A 25,638-nucleotide genomic window follows, 5' to 3' on the forward strand; every position below is an offset into this window, starting at 1 on the left:
TAGGACTACCCCCACTGATCATTTTCGTGGGGGCTTCAGGTGCGTATCACGCGTCCACTCGTCATACTCATGGCGTTCATCATGGCCGTGCTTGCAGGCACGGAACAGACAGCCCTGGCGGTCAACCGCTGGGGCGAGGCGAGATCCGGCCCGGAGGCCGGCGAACTACCCGAACAGAATTGGGGATCGGCCCGCGGGCGTGGCCACAAGGCGTCCGGTGACGCCACGGACGCGGCTGCGGCCGGCGGCCGCAGCGGCGCCCTGAGGGCGCCCGGCGAACTCGCGCCCGACTCAGGCACCACCCGTCTGAAGCTGGGCAACGTGCCCAAGACGGCCGTGCCTTCCTACCGCAAGGTGCCCGCGCCGCGCCGGGCCGCGCCCAAGGGCTTCGACGCCAAGGCCAGTTCCGAAGTCACCGGCAAGCGTGCCGAGAAGGCGCGTACGTTCGCCAACCCGGACGGTACCTTCACGACCCGCTTCTACAACGAGCAGGTCAACTTCCGCGGCGACGACGGCAAGTGGAAGGTGATCGACACCCGGCTGGGGAAGGCCTCCGCGGGATCGGGGACCGAGCCCGTCCCGGGATCCGGCTGGCAGGCCCGGTCGACCGAGGACAAGGTCTACTTCTCCGAATTCGCGGATGCGCAGACCCTGGTGCGTCTCGGTGTCGGCGACACCGCCGCGATCGGCTACTCGATCAAGGGCGCGTCCCACTCGCAGGGGCGCGTGAACGGCAGTGTGATCACGTATCCGGAGGTCCGCCCTTCGACGGACGTGGAACTGATCGCCGGCAGTGACTCCGTGAAGGAGACGCTGATCCTCAAGGACAAGGGCGCGCCGACCGAGTGGCGCTTCCCGCTGACCCTGAAGGGGCTGACGGCGAAGCTCGACGGGCACGGCGGTGTCTCCTTCGTCGACCGGACGGGTCGTCAGCAGGGCTGGATGCCGGCGGGCTGGATGGAGGACTCGAAGAAGGCGCCGAACTCCGACGAGGGCGTCATCTCCTCCGGTGTCACGTACGACATCGTGCGGGAGGGCTCCCGCCAGGTCCTGGTCGTGAAGCTGGACCGCAAGTGGCTGTCGGATCCCGAGCGGGTCTTCCCCGTGAAGGTCGACCCCTCTGCGAACGGTCTGGAGGCGGCCTCCGGCACGTATGTCGAGTCGCCGTACAACCAGAACTTCTCCGGCTCCAACGAACTCAAGGTCGGCACGTACGACAACGGCGGCCACAAGGCGGCCTCGTTCCTGAAGTTCAACGGCCTGGACACCACGCTCAAGAACGCATTCGTCATCAACGCGAACCTGAGCCTCTTCAACACCTTCTCGTACTCGTGCACCGCACGGCCGGTGACGGTCCACGAGATCACCTCGAACTGGTCCGAGGGCAGCACGTCCAGCTACCCCGGTCCCGCCACCGGCGGCGCCCTGGGCTCCAAGTCCTTCGCGCACGCCTGGCGCCCGGAAGGCTCGACCAGCTGGCCCTGCGGGGCCGGGACGTGGGAGTCGATCCCGCTCGGCGATTCGGGCCGCAAGCTGGTCGACGACTGGACGCACGGCCGCAAGGCAAACTACGGCCTGGCCGTGAAGGCGGCCACGGACGACTCCAGGACCTGGAAGAAGTTCGGCTCCGACAACTACCCCGGCGGCAAGCCCAGCCTCGACGTCACCTGGTCGAAGTACGGGGCCACGTACGAGCTGGGCGGCTTCGTCCAGCCTCCGACGGCCACCACCGAGGGCACCTTCAAGGTCACCGTCACCAACCAGGGTCAGCAGACCTGGGGCGCGACCAGCAACTACAAGCTGCGCTACGACCTGTTCGACGCCAACGGCAACAAGGTCGGCGGTGACTACTGGAGCAAGATCCGGTGGACGCCGATGCCGTACGACATCGCGCCGGGCGGCACGGTCACCCTCGACGCCAAGATCGCCCCGCTGGAGCCCGGAACGTACACGCTCCAGTGGACCATGGACGAGTTCCAGGTGCGGAGCTTCGTCGACGACGGCGTCCCTGGTCCCACCGTGCGCTTCGACGCGGTCAACGCGCCGCCGTACCTGACGGGTGCGGCTCCGCCGAGCGGTACGGTCGTCGACACCCTGACCCCGACGCTGTGGGCGACGGCCACCGACCGGGACAAGTCCCCGGGTGCGCTGACGTACCAGTTCGAGATGTGCGAGGTCGAGGGCAAGGACGTCCGGAAGAACTGCCGGGGCAACACGCATGCGGCTTCCGAGAGCTGGACGGTTCCGTCCGGCTGGCTCAACTGGGCGAAGACGTATGCCTGGTACGCCTACGCGAACGACGGCAAGGACCAGTCTTCGCGCACCGCGCCGTCGATCCTGACCACGCAGGTCCCGCAGCCCGTCATCACCTCCCACCTGGGCGGCGCGGACAGCGGTCGGAGCTTCGGTGAGCGGGCCGGAAACTACGCCACCGCCGCCACCGACGCCGCCGTACCGAGCGTGGGCCCGGAGCTCGCGGTCACGCGTACGTACAACTCGCAGGACCCGCGGCAGGCGAACGCCTTCGGTGCCGGCTGGGCGACCCGCTGGGACATGCGGGCCGTCGCCGAGCCCGACGGCAGTGTCGTCATCACCCTCGACAGCGGCAGCCAGGTCCGCTTCGGCCGCAACGCCGACGGTACGTACAGTGCGCCGTCCGGTTCGGTGGGCGTGCTCACCGAGGTCGCCGGAGGCGGCTGGACGCTGCGCGATGCGGCGGCCGCGGTCCACACCTTCGACGCGTCGGGCCGCCTGACCAAGGTCAAGGACGGTCACGGTCGTGAGCAGATCCTCACGTACACGGCCGGCAAGCTGACGAAGGCCACGGACGCGCTGTCGAAGCGCGCGCTGTCCTTCACGTGGTCGGGCGCGCACGTCGCCTCGGTGTCCACGGACGCCGTCGGTCCGATCGCCCCGGCTCTCACCTGGTCGTACACGTACGACGGCGACCGCCTGGTGAAGGTGTGCCCGCCGTCGTCGGCCACGGCGTGCTCCACGTACGAGTACACCGCGGGTTCGTACTACCGGGGCATGGTGCAGGACGCGGGCCCGGTCGGGTACTGGCGGCTGAACGAGGCCGAGGGCGAGTCCGCGGCCAGTGAGGCGGTCTCCCGTACGGGCATGAACGCCGGCCACTACCGCGATGTGACCCTCGGGTCCGCGGGTGCGCTGGGCGCGACCGGCAACAAGGCCGCTTCGTTCAACGGCACCAACTCCTCCGTGGAGCTGCCGGGAACCGCCCTGTCAGCCTCGACCGTGCTGTCGGTCGAACTGTGGTTCAAGACGGACAAGCCGGGGACGCTCGTCGGCTTCCAGGACAAGCAGCTGTCGGAGGGCCAACCGAACCGGTGGAACCCGGTCCTGGGCATCAACCAGGCGGGCAAGCTGCACGGCGGTTTCGAGCTCAAGGGCATGGGGACCACCCCCGTCACCTCGCCCGGCACGGTCACCGACAACGCGTGGCACCACGCCGTCCTGACCACCACGGGCACCGAGCAGATCCTCTACCTCGACGGCACTCGCCTGGGCTCCATTCCCGGCGTGGTCGACCACTTCGGCAAGACGTTCACCTACCTGGGCGCCGGCTACTCCAACCCCGGCTGGGACGGCGGACCCGCAGGGGTACGCCGCTTCACCGGTTCCATGGACGAGGTCGCGGTCTACCACCGCGCGCTCGACGCCGGCGCGATCAAGGCCCGCTTCGAGGCCCGTACGGGAGCGTCGAAGCTGACCAAGTCCACCCTGCCGTCCGGCCGGGTGAGCGCACTGGTCGAGTACGACGGTGACACCGGCCGCGCGACGAAGGTCACCGACGAGAACGGCGGCCTCTGGCAGATCTCCGAGCCGCGCTACGCGGCCGGCTCGCAGGCCTACGGCGATGCGGTGCGCGCGTCGGGTCCGGTCAACTACTGGCGTTTCGGTGACAGCGGCGGCGCGTCGGCGGCGGACGAGATATCCGGCGGAGGCAACGGCTCGTACCGCGACGGTGTCGCACTCGGCGGCGTCGGGGCGTTCCTCGACGGCGACGACGGCGCGATCACCCTCGACGGCTCCAAGGGCGTCGTCGAAGTACCGTCCGAAACGATCAGCGACGCCACCTCCCTCTCCGTGGAGCTGTGGTTCAGGACGGACAAGCCCAGCGGTGTCCTGCTGGGTCTGCAGAACACCGAGCTCGGCACCACCCCCACGATGTGGAACGCGAGTCTCCTCGTCGACGGTGAGGGCAAGCTGCGCGGTCACCTGTGGGACGGTCCGTCCGCGGGCTGGCCGGTCATGGGGGGCGCCAAGGTCACCGACAACAAGTGGCACCACGTCGTGATCACCGGCGGTTCCGCCGGTCAGTCGCTCTACCTCGACGGCGCGAAGATCGGTTCCAAGTCCGGTGTGGTCAAGCCGGAGACCCTGGTCCACGCCTACCTCGGCGCCGGCTACTCCAGCGAGGAGTGGGACGGGCAGGCCCGTGCGACCCGCCACTTCAACGGTCAGCTCGACGAGGCCGCCTTCTACACGAAGGAGCTGGACGCCCGGACCGTCGCGGACCACTTCAAGGCCCGCAACCGCCTGGTCTCCGGCAACGGGAACCAGTACCAGGGCGTCGTGATGGCGGACGCCCCGGCCGGTTACTGGCAGCTGAACGAGACCGGCGGCACGACCGTCCTGAACAAGGTCGCCGCCGCCGGTGCCAACGGCACCTACACCAAGGCGACGCTGGGCAAGCCCGGCGCGTTCGGGACGGGCGACGGTTCCGCCGCCGAGTTCTCGGGTGACGGGTGGGCCGAGCTCACCGGCGGGCACCTGCCGAACACCGACCTGTCGGCCGAGCTGTGGTTCAGGACCACCAAGCCGGGCGTGCTCTTCAGCGACCAGGAGAAACCCCTCCCGGACGCCGTCGCGTACGCCCCGGTCCTGTACGTCGGCTCGGACAACAAGCTCCACGGCCAGTACTTCACCCGCGGCGTCGGCGCGACCAACACCTCGCCGAACACGGTCACGGACAACGAGTGGCACCACGCCGTGGTGACAGCGCAGGGGTCCACCCACACGCTGTACCTCGACGGCGCGCAGGTCGCGCAGACCACCACCGTGCCGGTCACCCACGAGACCAACCAGCTCGCGTACATCGGTGCCGGCTACACCAAGTGGTGGCCCGCGTCCCCGGGCGACGGCGTGCAGTACTTCACCGGCCAGATCGACGAGGTCGCGGTCTACCCGCGCACCCTCACCGCCGACCAGGTCGCCCGGCACTACGGGGCCCGTACCTACGCGTCGGGCTCTTCCCTCACCGCGACGGTGACGGTCACCGACCCGACGGGCGCGAAGACCAGCAGTACTTTCGACGCGGTCCGCGGCCAGCGCCGTACGGCCTCGACGAACGCGGACGGCGGTGTCACCACGTACGCGTACGACACCGGCGGCTTCCTGCACACGGTCACCGACCCCAACGGCCACGCGACCATCACCGGTCACGACGAGCGCGGCAACACCGTCTCGACCACGACCTGCCGGGACGCCAACTCCTGCTGGACCTCCTTCGCGGAGTACTACGACAACCCCGCGGACAAGCTGGACCTGCGCAACGGCAAGCAGATCGCGCTCCGCGACGGCCGTTCCTCGGGACCTGCGGACAACCGCTACCGGACGACGACCTCGTACACAGCGCTCGGCATGGTCGACACGGTCACCTCGGTCGACGGCCGTACGGCGACGACCACCTACACCACGGGCACCGAGCCCGCGGTGGGCGGCGGACCGACCCCGGCCGGGCTGGTCGCCGCCAAGAAGAGCACCGGCGGCGTCACGGTCTCGTACGCGTACTTCGCGAGCGGTGACCTGGCCAGGACGACGGCGCCCTCGGGCGTGGTGACGACGTACACCTACGACGGCATCGGCCGGAAGGCCACCGAGACCCAGGTCTCCGACGCCACCCCTGCCGGTGTCACCACCACCTACGCCTACAACGCCATGTCCCGCGTTACCGCGGAGACCGGGCCGGGCGTCAAGAACGAAATCACCGGTGTCACCCACACCGCCCGGATCAGCCGCACGTACGACGCGGACGGCCATCTGCTCACCGAATCCACGGAGGACACCACCGGCGGCGACGCCACCCGCACCACCACCTACCGCTACAACACGCGCGGTCTCAACGACAGCGTGACGGACGCGGCCGGCAACGAGTCGACGTACAACCACGACGCCCTGGGCCGCGTGATCAGTACGACGGACCCCGCGGGCAACGTCGTCACGACCACGTACACCAAGCGCGGCCAGGTGGCCGAGTCGGTCCTGAAGAACTGGACCGGCGATCCGTCCGGCCAGACCCGCGACCTGGTCCTCGGCTCCAAGGCGTACGACCCCGCGGGCCGGCTTGCCACGGTCACCGACGCGATGGGTGCCACGACCGCCTTCACCTACTACGACGACGGCCTCAAGGCCACGACGACGGCGAAGCAGGTCACCCAGGCCGACGGCTCCAAGAAGGACATCCTCCTCGGGTCGACGGTCTACGACGGCGCGGGCAACGCGGTCTCGGCCACCGCGAACGGCGGGGCCACCACCGTGAACACGATCGACGCCCTGGGCCGCACCACCCGCTCGGTGTTCGACCCCAACGGGCTGAACCGGGTCTCCACCTTCGCGTACGACGCCGAGGACCGGCTCACCGAGCAGACCCAGTCCATCGACGGCACCGGCAAGAAGGTGACCTCGACCACCGAGTACGACGCGGTGGGCAACCCGAAGAAGACGACCGTCACCGACGGCACCACGACCCGGGTCTCCTCCGCCACCTTCGACCAGCGGGGCCTCCCGCTGACCCGGACCAGCCCGCGCGGCATCACCAGCGCGGGCCGGTTCGACGAGCTGGGCCGCCTGGTCGAGACGACCGCGCCGCAGGTGCAGGCAGAGGAGAACGGCGGTGCGGCCGCGGCCGTCACCCCCAAGACCCTCGTCGGCTACAACACCTTCGGCGAGGCCACCGAGTCGCGTGACGCGCGCGGCCTGGTGACCCGTACGGAGACCGACAAGCTGGGCCGCCCCGTCGCGGTCACGCTGCCCGGCTACACGCCGCCGGGCGCGACCGCGGCCATCACGGCCGTCTCGCGCACGACGTACGACGCCCTCGGCAACACGGCCTCCACGACCGACCCGCTGGGCCTCGCCACGTACTACGCGTACGACCAGTTGGGCAACCTCGTCCGCAAGACGGACCCGCTCGTCAGCACCGGAGCGACGCTGCAGGCGCCCGGATCCACCACCTTCAACAAGACCTCGACCGACCTGTCCGGCCGCGGAGTCTCCACCTACACCTGGACCCCGACCGGTCAGCCGCTCTCCGCGACCGACCCGACAGGAGCGCGCACCGAGTCCACCTACGACGAACTGGGCCGCAAGCTCACCGCCACCACGGTCGAGCGCAAGCCCGCCCTCCAGAACCTCGTCTCCCGCTTCACCTGGGACGACGCGGGCAACCAGGTCTCCTCGACCACGCCCGGCGGGCGGGTCACCAGCGCGACCTACGACAAGGCCGGCCAGACCCTGACGGTCACCGACCCGGCCGGCGGCGTCAGCAGTGCCGTCCACGACGGCCTCGGCCGCACGATCGAGAGCACGGACGCGACCGGCCGCAAGACGGTCACCGCGTACGACCTCATGGGCAAGCCGCTGTCCGTGGCGGACTACGGCACGGGTACGACGGCCCTGCGCACGACCAACACCGAGTACGACGCCGACGGAAACGTCACTGCATCCGTCTCGGCGACCGGCGCGCGCCGCACGTACACGTACGACGCACTCGGCCGGCTCACCAAGCAGGTCGAACCGGTCACGGGCACCGACTCGATCACGACGACCTTCGGCTACGACGCGGCGGGCCACCGCACGCGCCTGACCGACGGACGCGGCAAGGTCACGTACTACACGTTCAACACGTGGGGCCTGCCCGAGTCCACGATCGAACCCAGCACGACCCTCCACCCGGGCCTGACCAACCGCACGTGGACCAACGTCTACGACGCGGCCGGCCGGCTCGTCACCGAGCTGCTCCCCGGCAACGTCAAGCGTCAGAAGACCTACGACGACCTGGACCGCCTCACCGGTGAGACCGGCTCCGGCACCGCCGTGGCCACCCGTCCGCGCTCGCTCTCCTACGACCTCGCCGGCCGTCTGACCGGCGTCGGCGGCGACGGAGTGCTCGCGGGCAACAGGTACACCTACAACGACCGCGGCCAGCTGCTGTCCACCGACGGCCCGGGCGGCACCTCGTCCTACGCGTACGACGCGGACGGCATGATGACCTCCCGCACGGACGCGGCGGGCTCCACGGCCTTCACCTACGACCAGGCCGGCCGCCTCGACACCACGACCGACCCGCTCACCGGCACCCAGGTGCGCAGCGACTACGACGCGGCCGGACGACCGACCGCCGACGAGTACGCACGCCCCGCCGCCGGCGGGACCTGGACGGTCGGCGCGAAGCGCTCGTACACCTACGACGCCCTCGGCCGGGTGGCCGACGACAGCGTCAAGAAGACCGGTGGAGGCGCCCAGGTCCAGGGCACGGCCTACGAGTACGACCTCGACAACCGCCTCGTCAAGAAGACCGCGACGGGCACGGCCGGAGCGGGTGCCGAGACGTACTCCTACGACCTCGCCGGCCGCATGACCTCCGAGACCGGCGGAGGCACCACCACCGCCTACGAGTGGGACAAGGCCGGCAACCTGACCAAGAAGGGGGACATCGCCGGCACGTACGACTCCCGCAACCGGGTCCAGACCTGGGGCACGCAGACCTTCGACTACTCCGCCCGCGGAACGGTCAAGGGCATCACCGACACCGCCGGACCCGCCCGCACCATCAACTCGGACGCCTTCGAGCGCACCGTGTCGAACGGCACGAGCACCTTCACGTACGACTCGCTCGACCGGGTCATGACCCACAACGGCACCGCCTTCAGCTACGACGGCGGCTCCAACAACCTCGTCAAGGACGGCACTTCCACCTACAGCCGCACCCCCGGCGGCACGCTGCTCGCCAGCGCCACCACCGGGACCGCGGACTCGGCCCGCCTGGCCGTCACCGACGGCCACACGGACCTGGTCGCCAGCCTGTCCCCGGACGGCACCACGGTCACCTCCTCCCGCGCCTACGACGCCTCCGGCAAGGTGACCGCGAGCAACGGCACCACCCCGTCGGTCGGCTACCAGTCGGGCTGGACGGACTCGTCCACCGGCGAGGTCAACATGGCCGCCCGCTGGTACCAGCCCGGCACCGGCGGCTTCACCAGCCGCGACACCTGGCAGCTCGACCCGGACCCCTCCGTCCAGGCCAACCGCTACACGTACGCCAACGCGAGCCCGATGAACGGGACCGACCCTTCGGGTCACTCCGTCATCGACTGCTTCAAGCCTTGGCGGACGAAGCTCGGGTGGCTCAGGCTGGGCGCCAGCCCGTGGTGTGTCGGATGGGAAGCCTGGAACGAGGGCAGCGACAGCGGTGGCAAGAGCGGCTCCGGCTGCGAGTCGACCCCTGCCGAGAGAGCGGCCTGCGCTGCAACACGCAACTTCGGCAAGGCGTGCAACCACTGGATGTGCGGCAGCGGCTCGGCCCCGCAGCGGATGGATTCCGTTTCACCGTCACGCGGCGACTACTCGGGAGGCAATCGAAGCCGGGGCGGCAACAACTACAACAAGGGAGGCGGAGGTCGTGGAGGCACCTCCACCCTGACGCGCCCGAAGCGGCCGACCGCACCCCCCAAGCCGAAGGTCCCGCAGAACCCCTACAGCGGCCCGAACCCGATTCCGGCCCCGAAGCACATCCCCAAGCCGGACTGGAACCCGACCCAGGCCGTCTGGGGCGCCACCAAGGCCGTCGACATGGTCGTCAGCGGCGCCAACCTCCTCGCCATGCTCGCCGGCGAGGACACCCTCACCCCGGACCAGGTCCCGGACACGCACGGAGCGCCGGGCGCCGACCCGGGCCCGGGCGCAGGCACCGACACCGACGACGAACCGCGTGACTGCAGGGAGAACGGCAGGGGCTGGACCCGCCTCGGTGACCCCGACGCCGCAAACGGGAACCGGGCGACCAAGGCGGAGGCCTGCCTCGACCCGGAGGAGGTCGAGGGCGGAACCGGGACGGAGAAGGGGATCAAGCCGCCGGGCTACTCCTGGGCCCGCTCGACGGCCCTGTACCTGGGACTCAAGCCCAGGAGCAGCATCAACGCCTGCCACCTGATCGGAGCCGACCTCGGCGGTTCCGGAACCGACCTCGCGAACCTCGCGACCTGTTCCCGCCAGGCCAATGCAGAGGTCAAGGGCCCAGGGCACATGACGGACCACATGCGCAGCATCGAGAAGCAAGTGCGCGAGGCAGTCGATGACGGCCAGATCGTGCGGTACACCGTCGAGCCCCACTACTCCGGGAACCGAACGGTACCCACGTCCTTCACGATCGAGGCATCGGGATGGTACGAGGACGGCCGGCCCGGACTTCGGATCAAGGGGAAGGCCGGCATCGTGCCGAACTCCATCTACAGTCCTAGGTTCAATCAATGGCGCAACCTCGGGACTTGGAACGAGCCCGGAACGACCAATCCCATACCCACTGGAGCCACCCCGTGAGTACCGATCCCAGTGCATCCGGCAGCGAACACCCCGCCATCGCATCACTCCGCCGGCTCATGCCGTCGGACCGCGGACAGAACGAGCAGGTGGACTGGCCGGCGATCGAAGCCGCGTGGGGCACCGCCTTCCCTTCCGACTACGTCGCCTTCATGGCGGAGTACGGATCGGGCGCCATCAGTGACTCCTTCGAGGTGATCCAGCCCAACACGCCGGTCCTGGACGGCACGAGCGGCATGGGGCAGGAGACCGCCAACGCCCTCGGGGACTGGCCGGCCTCCGGCATCCCCTCCGAGCCGAGCGATCTCAGACCGCCCGTCATTGCCTGGGGCGTCACCGTCGTCGGAGACATCGCCTGTTGGCGCACTTCGGCGGCGAAGCCGGACGACTGGACGGTGGCCGTTTTCAAGAACCGAAAGCGGGATCCCTGGAGGGAATACGACTGCGGTATGGCGGAGTTCCTTCGCCGGACGTTTGCCGGCGAGTGGGACGAGAATCCCTTCGGTGACGAGACGCTCTGGAACGAAATCCCCCAGGAATTCGTCCATTGGCGCGAGGAGGCCGATCTCTTCGACGAAGACAATCCGTGGGCCGGTCTGTAGCCCCGGTCCCGCATGAATGACAGCGCGTCCCGCGTCGGATCCACCGTCGCGGGACGCGCTGTTTCGTATCTGCGGAAACGCCCGCACCAGCGCACCCCGATGGTTGTCACCGCAGGGGAGCTGGTGCGGGCGATGCTCACGATGGAGGCGCTGCTGGCCAACCCGCAAGCCTGCCGTGAAGTGGGCGTACGAGCCGCCCGGCCGACGTCGCGCCCGCGCTCGCCCGCGCCGTGCAGATCGCCGACACCCCCGCCCGCGGTCCGGTGTTCCTCTCCCTCCCCATGGACGACATGGACGCCGAGCTGACCGACGCCGAGGACCGGGCGGCCCGCGCAGCCGCGTCCCGCCGGATCAGCCGCGCGGCCCCGCCCGCCGCCGAGGTCCTCGAAAACAGGCGGACCAGGCGCGGGCCCGAGCGGACCGGCGCCGACAGGTAACCGCGCGTGAGTCGGAGGCATACGCCCTCGCGGCCAAGCGTCCAGGACTACGCCGAGCCGCTCGGCCGCCTGGAGGCCGCCCGCCGAACCGTCCAGGCCATGGAACAGGCCCTCGGAGCCACGGAGTAGGAGATCCTCGCCCGCGAGGCCGCGGCGACGTGCCGCCTGGACGCCGTGGGACACCAACTCCCGCACACGCGAAGGGACCTGACCGAGGTACACGACCCTGACGGAGCCCTGAAGGCCCCGGACCCCGTCCACCACGACATGAGGGAACGCATCGCAGCGCTGCGTCTGTTGGCGGATGCCGTACGTCGCCGTCTGGACGCCCAACGCCGTGACATCTCTGACACCACCCAGTCACGTCGCTGGGCCCAGCCCTGGACGGCACAGTGGTTGGAGGAGATACGACGCGGCGGCACACTCGCCCGCCAGGACCCGAAGACCGCGGCGACCGTTATCACCCAGGCCGTCCAGATCCTGGCGATGCTCTTCCCCGGCACGGCGGCCCCACAGGGGGAGCCGGAACGCTGTGTGCCGCCCCGGCGGGAGAAGGTCAAGCGGTTAGCCCGCCTGCCGCAAGTCGATCACTCATGTCGCTCACCAACCCCTTGCCCGAACTGTCAGCTGAGGCGAGCAACCCTTCGAACGTCCGAAGACGACGGAACGTCTCGGCGTACACCGTCTGCTTCTCCAGGGGAAGCTGGAGCACCTGGAGGCGCCGGATGTCGACCCTCGACGAACTGGAGGCGTGGGTGCCTGCCTGGCGCCCGTTGGCCGGTGCGCGCAGACAGCCGGCGAGGAAGTGGGCTTCCAGCTTCTGCGCATCGACCCGCAGGATGTAGAGCTGAGGGCCCAGGGCGATCGGTGGTCCTTCGTGGACCCACGCCTTGAAGGCTCGAGCCACTCCGGCGATCACGACGTCGCCCTCCTCGGCGATGGCTGGGGCCGAGCCGCTGGGGACCACCCCGCTGGGAGTGCCGTCGTGAAGAAGGTCGGCGATGGTGAGCAGTGGAAGGGCGGCCCCGCGAGCCGTTGTAGTTGATTCCAGCGGCTGCTGGCCGGCGCGCAGTGTCAGTGCCCCGGCTTTGACGAGGTCCCCCACCGTCGTGGTGGTCTGTGAAGTCTCGGCCTCGAAGTCGAGTGCGGACAGTCGCTGAGCATGATCTGCCAGATCGGTCAGCACCGACCCGAACTCGTCCCACTTCCCGGCGAGTTCCTTACGGGAGGGCTCGGCCGTAGCCGCGGTGTATCGCCCCGGAGTGACGTCCACCTCGTCGTCGAGAAGGTCGAGCAGGGGGACACGCACGGCGCTCTTCGGCGGTTCCTGGTCCACTCGGTCGAGGGTCGCCATCGCGGTGAGTACGAACGAACCGAGGCTGTCCCAGTCGGGGCTGGGCTCGCGCGTTCCCGCCCTCGCGAAACGTGTGGCGTCTACCAGGAGGGCGTCCTGGTTCGGGGGAGTGACCGCAGGGCCGTCCGTTGCCGCGCGGAGGATCCACAACTGTAGTGACACGCTGTGCGGTTGTGCGCTGCCGGGAGGCAGGGAGACGACCGCGCGGAGCGCTCCGGTGCGGAGCAGCGAGCCGCGGATACGGCGGCCCGCCTTGCGTGACGCGACGGCCGGGGGAAGGACGACCACGGCGGCTCCGCCCGGCTTGAGGTGGGAGAGCAGATGCTGCACCCAGGCCAGTTCGGGCTCGGTGCGAGGGGGCAGGCCGTGCGTCCAGCGCTGGTCGGTGGCGAGGTCCTCGTAGCCCCAGTCGCGTTCGTTGAAAGGGGGGTTGCACAGTGCGATGTCGGCCTTCGCTCCGGGAAAGGGGTCGTCTCGCAGTGTGTCGGCGGTGGCGATCCGCGTCCGGATGTCGCGGTCCTCCGCGAGGAACTCGAGCCGGCCGGCCGTCAACGCGGCCAGCGCCGGGTCCCTTTCGCACGCGAGCACCTCCAGCCCAGGGCTGTCGTACTCCTGCACGGCCGCGGCGGCCAGGTGTCCGGTACCGCACGCCGGATCGAGTAGGGTCAGTCCACCCTGTGCCGGGCCGAGGCGGACGGCGAGGGCGATCCGGGCCATCAGCCCGGCGAGTTGCGGCGGCGTGGTACTGAGCTGTCGGACATGGGTTTCCAACCACCGCTGCAGCAGGAACTCGAAGGTCTCGCGCGGTCCCTCTTCACGTCCCACCCTGGCCGCTTCGGCCACCAGGTCACGGGCTCGCGCGGAGAGTTCGGGATGGGCGACCCGCGCCTTGGAGGAACGCATCCGGCGAGCCGCCTCGGCGATGGCCAGCCCCGACTCGTTCCGGCTGCCGAGTGCCTCGAAGCGCGGCCAGAGGAGTTCCCGACCGCCGATTACCCTGAGCTTGCCGTTGTCCCGCAGCCACCGCTCAACCTCTGCCAGCGAGAACTGGGGACTGACGTCGGTGCCCCCGATCCGGGTGGGGAAGGAGTCGTGGCGGCGGCGCCAGTTGCTCACGGCGGCTCGCCCGACGCCGGCGATCCGGGCGATCTCGGCCAGGCTGACGGGGACGGCGTCATGGGCACTCATGGTTCAGTCTCCGAGGTACTTGGCGGCTGGGCTGGTCGGCGTTCCCAGCGGCCGTTCATGCAGGGAAGGCTACTACCCTCATTGACTTTGTTCACAGCGTGTACGTTCCATGTTGTTGTGTGGGGAATGTGGAGGTCGGCAGATATGTGGAGTCTCACGCCGGGAGTGGTGATCCATGACCGCTATCGGCTGGAGTCCATCCTGGGCCGCGGAGTGATGGGGCACGTGTGGCAGGGACGCGACCTGCCTCTTGACCGGCCCGTCGCGGTGAAGACCGTCGCCACGGAACTGCTGGCCGTGGCGAGCAGCCGCGACTCCGCACTCGCACGGTTCGGCAGGGAGACGCGGGCGGCCGCGCGCCTCGACCACGCGAACGTCGCCACGGTCTTCGACGCGTCGATCACGGACGACACGTGCTGCCTGGTGATGGAACTGATCGACGGCGCCACGCTCGAGTACCTCTTCGACCAGCAGGAGGATGGCCGCTTCGACGTGCCCTCGGCGGCCGCCGTCGCCGCCCAGCTGTGCGCGGGGCTGTCCGCGGTCCACGCGGCCGACCTGGTGCACCGTGACCTCAAAACGCAGAACGTCATGGTCCGCCGCGACGGCGTCGTGAAGATCCTCGACTTCGGCCTGGTCAAGCTGCTCAGTGACACCGACCCGCGGCTGACGACGACCGGCGAGGGCGTCGGCAACCTCATCTGCGCCTCTCCCGAACTGCTGGCCGGCCGGGACCGGCTCGACGGCCGCAGCGACCTGTACGCCGTGGGGTGCCTGCTGCACCACATGCTCACCGGTGAGACGCCCTTTCCCACGGATCAGCCTGCGCTCCTGGCCTCCCACCATCTCGCCTCGCCCCCACCCCTCGTCGCCGACGCGGGGGTGCGTGTGCCCGGGGATCTCCAGGACCTGATCACGGCCCTGCTGGCCAAGCGGCCGGACGACCGTCCCGCGTCGGCGGCCGAAGTCTACGCCGCTCTGGCACCCCACCTGCCGAAGCCGGATCCCGGACTGGCCGTCAGGCGGACTCCGCCCGAGGACCCGCGCCGTCCCTTCCTGGTCCCCCAGGGCCCGGTGCCGCTGTGAGCGACAGAGCCACCCGGTTCCAGAGGGCTCTGATCGTTGCAGCCCGCACTTTCTTGGTCACGCGCGGCACATCAGTCTCGTGACCGGTGACAGAATGGCCCGGTCGGCCGGGGCGCCGCGACGCTCCCGGTCGCGGGCGGCGGCGGGCGCGGCAGGCACCGGAACTGAGGGCGGGGCGCGATGGGGCGGAGCCTTGGGCGGTACGAGCTGACGCACGAGCTGGGCCGGGGCGGGATGGGCGTCGTCTGGGCGGCCCACGACCGCGATCGCGACCGCGAGGTCGCCGTCAAGCTCCTCGCGACCCGCGGCCGTGGTGGCGAACCGAGCACGCTGGAGCGCCGGTTCCTGCGCGAGATCCGCCTGACCGGTCGCTTGCGGCACCCGGGTGTCCCCGCCGTCCACGACCACGGCAATCACGAGGGCGAGCTGTTCCTGGTCATGGATCTCGTCCCGGGCCGCGCCCTGGACGCCGTCCTCAAGAACGATGGCCCTCTGCGTGTCGAGCAGGCCGCGGACGTGGCCCGCCGCACGTCCGAGGTGCTGTCCTACGCCCACGGTCAGGGGGTCGTGCATCGCGACCTGAAGCCGTCGAACCTGATGCTGACCCCCGACGGGGGGATCAAGGTCCTGGACTTCGGGGTCGCCGCGGCTCTGGAGCCCGAGCCCGGGGAGACCCGTTTCACCGCTGCCAACGCCACTCCCGGCACGGTCGTCTATATGGCGCCCGAACAAGCCGTCGGACGGACCGTGCCCGCGAGCGACCTGTACTCGCTGGGCTGCGTCCTGTACGAACTGCTCACCGGCGCGCCCCCTTTCACGGACGCCAGCCCGTTCATGCTGTACCACCGGCACGCCAACGACCCCGTCCCGCCGCTCGCCGACCGTCGCCCCGGCGTACCGGACGGCCTGCGGGCGCTGGTTGAGCGGCTGCTGTTGAAGAAGCCCGAGGACCGGCCCGCCTCCGCCGAGGAGGTGGCCGCCCTGCTCGCCGCCTGGACGCCCCGACCGGCTCGCGTCGCCGGGACCACGCCCGCTCACCCGCGGCTGGACGAGCTGGCCGCCCTGCGCCGGGCGGGACGTCCGGCCCGCGCTCTGGAGGAGTACCGCGAGCTGATGGCCGACCCCGGCCTCGACCGCGCGGGCACGCTCGCCGCCCGTGCCGGAGCCGCCCTGTGCGCGGGGGCACTCGGCCGCACCCGCGAGGCCCTGGACGAGCTGAAGTCCGTCCTCGCCGAACAGCGCAGCCTGCTCGGTCCGGGCCACCCCGCCGTGCTGGACACCCGCTACGAGATCGCCGTTCTGCTGATCCGTACTGGGGAACGGCATGCCGCCGAGGAGCTGTTGCGCCGTCTGGCCGACGAGGAGGAGACGGTCCTGCCCGCGTCCGACGACGGGCATGGACGGAGCCGGACGCTGCTGGGGCGGCTGCGTCGCATGGGCTGAGGGCCACCGGTGATCCCAACCGCCGATCCGGTGGTTTGTAATCTCTGTTCACACGATATGGCTCGTGCTAATCTGCCGTCACGTCGTTCCGGAGGGGAGACAGGACACGGGACACTGTCTGCGGACGACGGCAGGTGAACACCGAGGAGAACAGCGCCCATGACGCCAGCAGCTCAGCGCGAGACCGAGCGGACGGGGGCGCAGCCGCTCCCCGAAGAAGGGAATCTGGTCGAGGTGCGCGGCCAGTCCTGGGTGGTCGCCCGCGTCGAGCCGTCCCCTGCCGCGTCCGACGGCGAGGAGAACCGGCGCCCCGCGACCCTGGTCCACCTCCAGTCCGTCGCCGACGGCCGCTTCGGCGACACCCTTGCCGTGATCTGGGAGGTCGAACCCGGCCGCCGCGTCCTGCCCGCAGGCTCCCTGCCCGACGCCTCCACGGGCTCCTATGACTCCCCGAACCGCCTCGCCGCGTTCCTCGACGCCGTCCGCTGGTCCGCCGTCGCCTCCGCCGACGGCAGGACCCTCCAGGCCCCGTTCCGCTCCGGCGTCGCCGTCGAGCCGTACCAGCTGGAACCGGTCTCCCGGGCGGTCGGCGCGCCCCGCGTCAACCTCCTCCTCGCCGACGACGTCGGCCTCGGCAAGACCATCGAGGCCGGCCTCGTCGTGCAGGAACTCATGCTGCGCGGCCGGGCCCGCCGCACCATGGTCGTCTGCCCCGCCGGCCTCACCCTCAAGTGGCGCGACGAGATGGCTGAGAAGTTCGGCCTGGAGTTCACCATCGTCGACTCCGAGCACTGCGCCCGCCTGCGCCGCACCCACGGCACCGCCGCCAACCCCTTCCGGGTGCACCCGCTCACCATCGTCTCCCTGCCCTGGCTGCGCGGCCAGAAGGCCCAGCGCCTCCTCGACGAGGTCATCGGCGCCCCCGAGGAGAGCCCCGACGGCGAACACAAGCGCTTCTTCGACCTGCTCGTCCTCGACGAGGCGCACCACGTCGCGCCCGCCGCGCCCAAGCAGGTGTACGCGGTCGACTCCCAGCAGACCAAGCTGATCCGGCGCCTCGTCCCGCACTTCGAGCACCGGCTCTTCCTCTCCGCCACCCCGCACAACGGCTACCCCGAGTCATACACGGCGCTCCTCGAACTCATCGACGACCAGCGCTTCGCACGCGGCGTCGACCCCGACAAGGAAGCCCTCAAGGACACCGTCGTACGACGCCTGAAGTCGACGGTCACCAACGCCGACGGCACACCCCGCTTCCGCACCCGCAAGACCCTCGAACTCTCCGTCGACTACACCCAGCAGGAACGCGAGATCCACCAGCTGCTCGGTTCCTTCGCCGAGTTGCGGCGCAAGAAGCTGACCCCGAAGGCCCGGGGCGGCCGCCGCGCCGCCGACCTGGTGACCCTGCTGCTGAAGAAGCGGCTGTTCTCCTCCCCGGCGGCCTTCCTCCACACCGTCCAGGTCTACCTCTCCCACCTGGAGGACACCGGCCCCGCGCGCGGCCGTACGGCAGCCGCCGAAGTCCCCGAGTGGCTGGAGGAGTTCGCCGACCTCGTCGCCGATCTCGACGACACGGGTCTGGTCGACGCCGAGGACGACGCGCTGACCCGCTCCACCTCGCTCACCCCGGCGGAGGACGGCCGGGAACTGGACCTGCTTCAGGAGATGGAGCGCTGGGCCCTCACCCACGAGGCCGCGCCCGACTCCAAGGCCGAGGCGCTGATCGCCGAACTCAAGGCCGTCTGCCGCCCCGACGGCAAGCACTGGACCAACAACCGGGTCGTGGTCTTCACCGAGTACCGCGACACCCAGAAGTGGCTCCACGACCTCCTCCAGCAGGAGGAACTCACCGACGGGGGCCGCGTCGAGCGCCTGCACGGCGGCCTGTCCGCCGAGGAGCGCGAGCGCATCCGCCTCGGCTTCCAGACCGATCCGTCCCGCGCGGAGGGCAGGGTCCGCATCCTCCTGGCCACCGACGCCGCCGGCGAGGGCATCGACCTCCAGAACCACTGCCACCGCCTGATCAACTACGACATCCCCTTCAACCCCAACAAGCTCGAACAGCGCATCGGCCGTATCGACCGCTGGGGCCAGAAGCACGATCCGGAGATCACCCACTTCATCGGCTCCGGCTGGCAGCAGGCACAGGCCGGCTCGTACGAGGCTGACCTGGAGTTCCTCTCCCGAGTGGCCAAGAAGGTCGCGCGCATGGAGGCCGACCTCGGCTCCGTCAACGCCGTCCTCGCCGACGCCGTCCAGCGCCGGATGACCGGCGACACCGCACCGGTCGACATCGAGAACGCCAAACCCAAGCCGATCAAGGGCCGCCGCACGGGTGGCGAGGTCGCCCCGGAGCAGAACGTCACCGCGCAGACGAAGCGGCTCGCCGACCAGTACGACGAGACGGTGAGCGCGCTCGGCCTCACGCCCGACAACGTCAAGCGCGTCGTGGACACCGCGCTGGCGCTGGACAACCAGCCGCCTCTGCTGCAGTCCACGCTCCGGGCGGAGGACTTCGAGCCGGGCGACCTCTTCGAGGTGCAGCCCCTGTCCGGCAGCTGGGAGCGGGCCACCCGTGGTCTCGCGCACAAGCTCCGCGAGGGCGAGCAGCGGCCGCTCACCTTCTCCCCGGCGGTGGCCGCCCAGGGCAGGGACGACGTGGTCCTCGCCCACCTCAAGCACCCGCTCGTGGCCCTTTCCACGCGCCTGCTGACCGCCGCCGTCTGGAACGCGGACCTGATCGACCTCCACCGCGTCACCGCCGTCGTCTCCGACGACCCCGCCGTGACCACCACGCTGGTCTCCGCGTACGCGCGGTACGTCCTCGTCGGCACCGACGGCACCCGCCTGCACGAGGAAGTGCTGTACGCGGGCGGCTGGTTCGGCGACACCGGCCGCTTCCGCCGCTGGGAGTCGGTGAACGAACAGGGCAGGGTCCTCTCCCGGGCACTCACCGACGGCGTCGAGGCGGCCCCCCACCTCCGCAAGGAACTCACCGAGGCCTGGTCGAAACTCCGCGACCCCCTCTACCGGTCCCTGGAAACCCGCGCCGGTGAACTCGGCCGCCAGCTGGAGAGCAGGCTCGCCGACCGCCGGACGGAGGAGGAGAGCCGTATCACCGCGACCCTCGACCGCTTCGAGGCCACCCTGCGCGCCAAGCTCAAGGAGGAGGGTGACGGCGAGGGCGAACAGCTCGCGCTGCTGTCCACCCACGAGCTGACCGGCCACGAGCGCCGCCAGTTCGAGGACGACCGCCGCCGCTGGCAGGAACGCCTCGAAGGCCTCCCCGCCGAACGCGAACGCGAACTCGCCGCCATCGCCGCCCGCTACCGCGAGCCCCGTTCCCACCTCTTCCCCGCCGCCGTCGTCTTCGTGATCCCCGCAAAGGAAGCCCGCCGATGAGCCCCCGCCGCCCCGTGAGCTCCGGAGTAGCCGCCGCCAAGGCCCAGGCCGCCGACGGCCGCCGGCAGCACCAGGAGTGGCTCGACCTCACCGAGGTCTCCGGCCCCTTCCTGACCATGCCCGTCCTGCTGCGCGCCTGGCCCCAGCTCGACGCCCTGGAGAAGGACGAGCGCGCCCGCCTCCGGGCCCGCCACGCCGACTGGCAGACGGACACGACGGCGGGCCGCGACGAGTGGGTGGCCTACGTGCTGGGCCGCCTGCTGGGCTGGGACGACCCGTTGGCGTTCCGCCAGGGCGAGTCGGAGCACCAGGGCCTCGACCGCCTCACCCTGCGCGTGGCGGAGCACAACACCGAGGTGCGCCCCGACTTCGCGCTGGTCGAACCGGGCACGGACCTCGCGGTCGAACCGGACGCGGAGTCGGCCGCCAAGCGCGTACGCCTCCTCGGCATGACGGTCCCGGCCGGTACGGCGCCGACTGCCCGCCTCGGCGGTGGCGGCGACTGGTCCGCGGCCCCCGCCGACCGTCTGGCCCGCCTCCTGCGCCACCACGGCGTACCGCTCGGCCTGATCACCGACGGCCGCTGGTGGTGCCTGGTCTGGGCCCCGCTCGGCGGCGTCACGACCACGGCCGTCTTCGACTCCATCGGCTGGAACGAGCGGGCCGAGCGCAACGTCGTCCGCGCGTTCGTGTCCCTGCTGCGCCGCCGCCGCTTCTTCGAGTACGACGACGCCGAGACGCTGGTGGGCCTGCTGAAGGCGAGCCTCGCGGCGGGCGAGGACGTCACCGAGGCGCTGGGCGTCCAGGTCCGCCAGGCGGTCGAACTCCTCGTGGACGCCATCGGGCGCGCGGATGTGCGGGCGGTCGAGCACGGGGCGCCGGGTCTGCACGCGTCCGGCGTCAGCGCGGGCGAGGTCTACCGCGGCGCGGTGGCGGTCATGATGCGCGTCGTCTTCCTGCTGTTCGCGGAGGAGCGGGGCCTGCTCCCGGCGGACAACGAGGTGTACGCCCGCTCGTACTCGGCCCGCTTCCTGCGCGACGAGCTGAAGGCGCGGGCGGACGAGGAGGGCGAGACGTCACTGGAGCACACGACGTCCGCGTGGCACCGCCTGATCGCCCTCTTCCACGCCGTGCACGGGGGAGTGGACCACCCGGGTTCGGGCTTCCACCTCCCGGCATACGACGGCTCGATCTTCGACCCGGACAAGTACCCGTGGCTGGAGCGCACCACCCCGCTCCTCCCCATCGACGACCGCACGGCCCTGCACATGCTCCAGGCGGTCCAGGAGGTCCGCGTCGGCAAGGGCAAGGACCGCGAGGTCCGCACGCTCAGCTTCCGCGCGCTGGACGTCGAGCAGATCGGCTACGTGTACGAGGGCCTCCTGTCGTTCGACGGGCGCAGGGCCACCGAGCACATGGTGGGCCTGATCGGCCCCGACGGCCTGGAACACGAGGTCACGCTGCGGGAGTTGGAGGCGCTCGCGGCGAAGGCCGGCGGTTCCGTGAAGACGCTCGCCAAGTCCGTCCACGAGAAGTGGAAGGACCCGAAGCCCCCGGCGACGGCGGGCCAGTTGGAGAAGAAGCTCGCTCCGCTCGGGGCGGAGGAGTCGGCGGAGGCCCGTCGCCGGCTGAACGCGGTGACGAAGGACCCGGCACTGACGGAGCGGCTCCTGCCGTTCGTCGGCATGCTCCGGGACGACCTGCGGGGCCTGCCGACGGTCATCCCGAACGGCGCGCTGTACGTCACGGAGTCCTCGCTGAGGAAGAACACGGGCACGCACTACACGCCCCGGTTCCTCGCGGAGGAGGTCGTGCTGCACGCGCTGGAGCCGCTGGTGTACGAGCCGGGTCCGCTCCAGACGGCGGAAACGGGGGAGTGGCGCCTGAAGTCGGCGGACCAGATCCTCGACTTGAAGGTCGCGGACATCGCGATGGGCTCGGCGGCGTTCCTGGTCGCGGCCTGCCGCTACCTGGGCGATCGCCTGATCGAGGCATGGGAGTCCGAGGGCCGCGCGGACGCGATGGCGTACCGGGCGGGCCGGGCCGTGGACGCGGTGACGGCGGCGGACGCGGAGCAGGACCCGGTGGTCGTCGAGGCGCGACGCCAGATCATCGAGCACTGCCTGTACGGCGTGGACATCAACCCAATGGCGGTGGAGATGGCCAAGCTGTCGCTGTGGCTGGTGTCGATGGACCCGGGACGGCCGTTCACGTTCCTGGACGACCGGTTGGTCGCGGGGGACTCACTGCTCGGCGTGCACAACATGGAGCAGATCCAGTCCGTCCACATGAAGCCAGGCCAGCAGACCGACATCCTGGCCGAGCAGACCCGGCAGTTGGTGGACCAGCTGACGCGCGAGCGGTTGGCCATCACGGCCATCAAGGGCGTGGACTTGCTGGCGCTCCAGGAGAAGCGGGAGCGGCTGGAGGAGGTCAACCGGCACTCGCGGTGGCTGCGTTTGGTGGGGGACCTGATCGCGGGGGCGGCGATTGCCACTTGTGCTTCGGGGCGGGTGCCTTGGTACGAGGAGGAGGGCGGGGAGCGGGTTCGGGACCTGTTCCCTCGGGCTGCGTGGATCGTGCAGCGGATCATGGAGGACGGGGTCGAGGACGACTCCGAGGTGGTGGGGGCGGCCCGGGAAACGGCGGAGGAGTGGTTGGGGGCGGAGCTGCCGGAGGGGGTGTTGGAGCGGCGGCCGGTGCATTGGCCTTTGGTGTTTCCGGAAGTGTTCTCACTGAGGGGTGGGTTCGACGCCATTGTAGGGAATCCGCCGTTCTTGGGAGGAAGCAAGATTACTGGCGCGGCGGGAGAAGGCTATCGAGAGTGGCTCGTCGATTACATCGCAGATGGGAGGCGAGGAAACGCCGACCTCGTGGCGTATTTCACATTGCGAGTCCACCGGTTGCTTAATGAGGCCGGACAGACGGGCCTGATTGCCACGAACACGCTGGCGCAGGGTGACAGTCGTGAAGTCGGTCTCGATCAGCTGGCTTCCGTAGGTACGAAGATTCGGCGCGCCGTTAAGAGTGCTCCATGGCCGTCTAATTCTGCGATGCTCGAGTATTGTGCAGTGTGGACGAGTAGCACTCAGGTAGGTGCTGGGGCGGCTAGGGTGCTGAATGGTGATGTCGTAGCGAATGGTATCTCTACTTCGCTCAATCCTGAAACTCGTGAGGCACCCTGGGCGCAGTCTCTACGGAGGAATAGTGGTCTGTCTTTTACAGGCAGCAAGATCGATGGCATCGGTTTCACCTTGCCGGAATCAGAAGCCTGTGACTGGATTTCTACAGACGGCAAGTATAAGGATGTCCTGTTTCCATTCCTTAACGGGAGAGATGTCAATCATCACCCCGACTGTAAGACTGCACGCTGGGTGATCAACTTTCATGACTGGTCCGAAGCGCGAGCCAGACAGTATCCTCGCGCGTACGACCAGGTCCTGCGTGATGTAAAGCCGGAGCGGGACCGCAACAACCGCAAGGTCTACCGGGATTATTGGTGGCAGTACGCAGAAAAGCGTCCTGCCATGCTTGAGGCGTTGGCTCGGTTGCAAGAGTGTATCGTTATTACAATTCATACGCATTCTGTCATGCCTGTGATCGTGCCAACCGGGCAAGTTTTCTCTCATGCCCTCGCGTTGTTCGCCTCTGATGACCGGGCGTTGCTTGCCCTTTTGAGTAGTAGCCCACACTACTGGTGGGCCATCGATCGAGCCTCTACTCTGGAAACGCGGGTTCGCTACACGACCACTGACGTTTTTGAAACGCTCCGACTTCCTCCGATGGTCAGTTCCCTTCGTGCGGCAGGTGCTCGGCTGGAGAGTCATCGTCGCGAAGTTATGCTGTGTCGCGACATTGGCCTCACTGATATCTACAACCTATTCCACGACCCGGCGTGTCAGGCCGACGATATCGCTGAACTTCGCCGAATTCATGAGGGCATCGACCGCGATACCGTGGCCGCCTATGGGTGGCACGACCTCCTGGTTAGCCCCGAGCGGACGCCACCCGTCGACCCGACCCACGAGACGTTTCCCCTTGACCATGGCTTCCATGAGACCGACCAAGGCACCCGCTACACGATCGGTCTACTTGCTCGAACCGAGATCATTGATCGCCTGCGTCAGTTGAATCATCAGGCCTATGCCGACGAGGTTCACCTCGGGCTGCATAAAGGCGTGACGGAGAAGAAGGCGAGGGAGAAGCGCCCCGACCTTCCCCCGCCGTCGCCCGAGGCCGTCCGGAAGCGCAAGGAACAGCTCGCCGCGCGAGGTGGGTCGGATTTCGGTGAGGGCGCCGAGGGCGCCCTCTTCTGAGCCGTCGGCATGACAACGGGCTCGCTCACGTCACCCAAGTGACGTGAGCGAGCCCGTTGTTCCGCTCAGAAGCCGTACTCGACCCTACTCCACCGTGAGCGCCACGAACGCCGCCCACTCGCCCCGGCCGACCCGCAGCACTGGCCCACCACCGACGACCTTCGAGTCCCGTATGTACACGGCGTCCAGGCCGGCAGCCACCTCCACGCAGTCGCCACCGTTCGTCCCGCTGTAGCTGCTCTTGAACCAATTCAGTTCAGCGGCCTGAGAAGTGTGCTGGTCGGTGCTCATAGCTCCCCTGCCATGCGCTCGATGAGACGGGAGGACTCCTCGGTGTTGAGGGCCTGCGTGCGCAGCATCCCATACCGCAGCCAGAACTCGCTGACCTCATCCTCATTGGACCTGACGGTCACCACGCCCTGCGCATCGATGTAGACGTGTCGCGTGCGATCCATTGACTCCAGCAACACCATGGGCCCGTTGAGTCCGCTGTGGGCACCTCGGGCGGTTGGCATGATCTGAAGTTCGACGTTACGCCGACGCGAGCATGTCAGCAGGCCTTCCAACTGTGCGCGCGTCACCGCCTTGTTGCCCACCACACGCCGAAGTGCGTCTTCCTCCACCACGAACACGAAGACCACGGGCGGGCTTTTGCGAGTCAACAGGCTCTGCCGTGCCAGACGGGCTGCGACGCGTTGCTCGATGGTCTCGTCGTCCAAGGGCGGGAAGTGAGCTTCGAGCAACGCCTGCGCGTAGGCCTCCGTCTGCAACAGACCAGGAATGAGGAGGGGATCGTACGAGAATCTGCTCAATGCCTCCGCCTCCAGCAGTGCGACGTTGCGGAAGAACCGGGGCAACTTGGCCCGATCTACCTCCTCCTGGAGCGCCTCCAGAACCCCGCCTGCTTCCAGCACCCGCTCCGCCGCCACCGTGAACGCCGCCTTCGCCGGCCGCCGCCCCTGCTCCACCGAGGCGACCTGCTCCAGTGAGTAGCCGATCGTGTCCCCGAGTTGCTGCTGGTTCAACCCGGACCGCTTCCGCAGGTACTGCAACAGCACGCCGTACGCCGACCACACGCCCGGCAGATCGGGCCCCTCGTCCTTCGTCTTCGCGCCCCGCCCCGTCCGCGTGTCCCGTACGCCCCGTACCGTCCTCACAGTCCCACGCCCTTCCCATCCCGCTCCACGCCC

11 protein-coding genes and 1 pseudogene are annotated in these 25,638 nt (G+C 69.4%); 9 read left to right on the forward strand and 3 right to left on the reverse strand.

Annotated features, from left to right (window positions below; all coding sequences use genetic code 11):
* Nucleotides 1-81: 81 nt before the first annotated feature.
* From ACFU5O_RS07420 to ACFU5O_RS07440, 5 genes and pseudogenes are all read left to right on the forward strand, one after another.
* Nucleotides 82-10,620, forward strand: coding sequence for a LamG-like jellyroll fold domain-containing protein (locus ACFU5O_RS07420; RefSeq protein WP_384237493.1), 10,539 nt, complete (start codon nucleotides 82-84; stop codon nucleotides 10,618-10,620).
* Nucleotides 10,617-11,222: an SMI1/KNR4 family protein gene (locus tag ACFU5O_RS07425; RefSeq protein ID WP_384237495.1), complete on the forward strand. Its 606-nt coding sequence runs from the start codon at nucleotides 10,617-10,619 to the stop codon at nucleotides 11,220-11,222. Before ACFU5O_RS07420 ends, ACFU5O_RS07425 begins: the two co-directional genes overlap by 4 nt.
* 230 nt (nucleotides 11,223-11,452) lie before the next feature.
* Nucleotides 11,453-11,659 (forward strand): hypothetical protein, encoded by a 207-nt coding sequence (locus ACFU5O_RS07430; RefSeq protein ID WP_384237496.1) that lies wholly within the window; start codon nucleotides 11,453-11,455, stop codon nucleotides 11,657-11,659.
* A 6-nt stretch (nucleotides 11,660-11,665) separates the two neighbouring features.
* Entirely contained in the window at nucleotides 11,666-11,788 is a 123-nt protein-coding gene (locus ACFU5O_RS07435; RefSeq protein WP_384237497.1) for a hypothetical protein, read from the forward strand.
* A 138-nt stretch (nucleotides 11,789-11,926) separates the two neighbouring features.
* A pseudogene (locus ACFU5O_RS07440) lies at nucleotides 11,927-12,157 on the forward strand (TIGR02679 domain-containing protein); the annotation flags it as partial.
* A 58-nt stretch (nucleotides 12,158-12,215) separates the two neighbouring features.
* Here the strand turns inward: ACFU5O_RS07440 and ACFU5O_RS07445 are convergent.
* Nucleotides 12,216-14,201, reverse strand: a complete 1,986-nt coding sequence (locus ACFU5O_RS07445) for an N-6 DNA methylase (RefSeq protein ID WP_384237499.1) — start codon at nucleotides 14,199-14,201, stop codon at nucleotides 12,216-12,218.
* A gap of 144 nt (nucleotides 14,202-14,345) precedes the next feature.
* Between ACFU5O_RS07445 and ACFU5O_RS07450 the strand changes: the two genes are divergently transcribed.
* The 4 genes from ACFU5O_RS07450 (at nucleotide 14,346) to ACFU5O_RS07465 (ending at nucleotide 24,448) form a co-directional block, all read left to right on the forward strand.
* Entirely contained in the window at nucleotides 14,346-15,287 is a 942-nt protein-coding gene (locus ACFU5O_RS07450; protein WP_384237502.1) for a serine/threonine-protein kinase, read from the forward strand.
* A 180-nt stretch (nucleotides 15,288-15,467) separates the two neighbouring features.
* The gene (locus ACFU5O_RS07455) at nucleotides 15,468-16,730 is read left to right on the forward strand and encodes a serine/threonine-protein kinase (protein ID WP_384237504.1); all 1,263 of its coding nucleotides are present in this window, start codon (nucleotides 15,468-15,470) and stop codon (nucleotides 16,728-16,730) included.
* Between the two features lie 159 nt (nucleotides 16,731-16,889).
* On the forward strand, nucleotides 16,890-20,132 hold the full coding sequence (gene drmD / locus ACFU5O_RS07460) for a DISARM system SNF2-like helicase DrmD (protein WP_384237506.1): 3,243 nt from the start codon (nucleotides 16,890-16,892) through the stop codon (nucleotides 20,130-20,132).
* On the forward strand, nucleotides 20,129-24,448 hold the full coding sequence (locus ACFU5O_RS07465; protein ID WP_384237508.1) for an Eco57I restriction-modification methylase domain-containing protein: 4,320 nt from the start codon (nucleotides 20,129-20,131) through the stop codon (nucleotides 24,446-24,448). The genes drmD and ACFU5O_RS07465 overlap by 4 nt, the downstream gene beginning before the upstream one ends.
* Nucleotides 24,449-24,532: 84 nt before the next feature.
* On the opposite strand, the gene ACFU5O_RS07470 is transcribed toward ACFU5O_RS07465, so the two are convergent.
* Nucleotides 24,533-24,739 (reverse strand): DUF397 domain-containing protein, encoded by a 207-nt coding sequence (locus tag ACFU5O_RS07470; protein WP_384237511.1) that lies wholly within the window; start codon nucleotides 24,737-24,739, stop codon nucleotides 24,533-24,535.
* Entirely contained in the window at nucleotides 24,736-25,605 is an 870-nt protein-coding gene (locus ACFU5O_RS07475; protein ID WP_384237513.1) for a helix-turn-helix transcriptional regulator, read from the reverse strand. The genes ACFU5O_RS07470 and ACFU5O_RS07475 overlap by 4 nt, the downstream gene beginning before the upstream one ends.
* Nucleotides 25,606-25,638 lie beyond the last annotated feature (33 nt).

This window comes from Streptomyces sp. NPDC057445 (assembly GCF_042802855.1).
GTDB lineage: Bacteria > Actinomycetota > Actinomycetes > Streptomycetales > Streptomycetaceae > Streptomyces.

Coding starts and splice junctions, on each gene's coding strand:
- ACFU5O_RS07450 (WP_384237502.1), top strand. CDS start 14,346: ATGTGGAGTCTCACGCCGGGAGTGGTGATCCATGACCGCTATCGGCTG.
- ACFU5O_RS07445 (WP_384237499.1), bottom strand. CDS start 14,201: ATGAGTGCCCATGACGCCGTCCCCGTCAGCCTGGCCGAGATCGCCCGG.
- ACFU5O_RS07470 (WP_384237511.1), bottom strand. CDS start 24,739: ATGAGCACCGACCAGCACACTTCTCAGGCCGCTGAACTGAATTGGTTC.
- ACFU5O_RS07455 (WP_384237504.1), top strand. CDS start 15,468: ATGGGGCGGAGCCTTGGGCGGTACGAGCTGACGCACGAGCTGGGCCGG.
- ACFU5O_RS07420 (WP_384237493.1), top strand. CDS start 82: ATGGCCGTGCTTGCAGGCACGGAACAGACAGCCCTGGCGGTCAACCGC.
- ACFU5O_RS07465 (WP_384237508.1), top strand. CDS start 20,129: ATGAGCCCCCGCCGCCCCGTGAGCTCCGGAGTAGCCGCCGCCAAGGCC.
- drmD (WP_384237506.1), top strand. CDS start 16,890: ATGACGCCAGCAGCTCAGCGCGAGACCGAGCGGACGGGGGCGCAGCCG.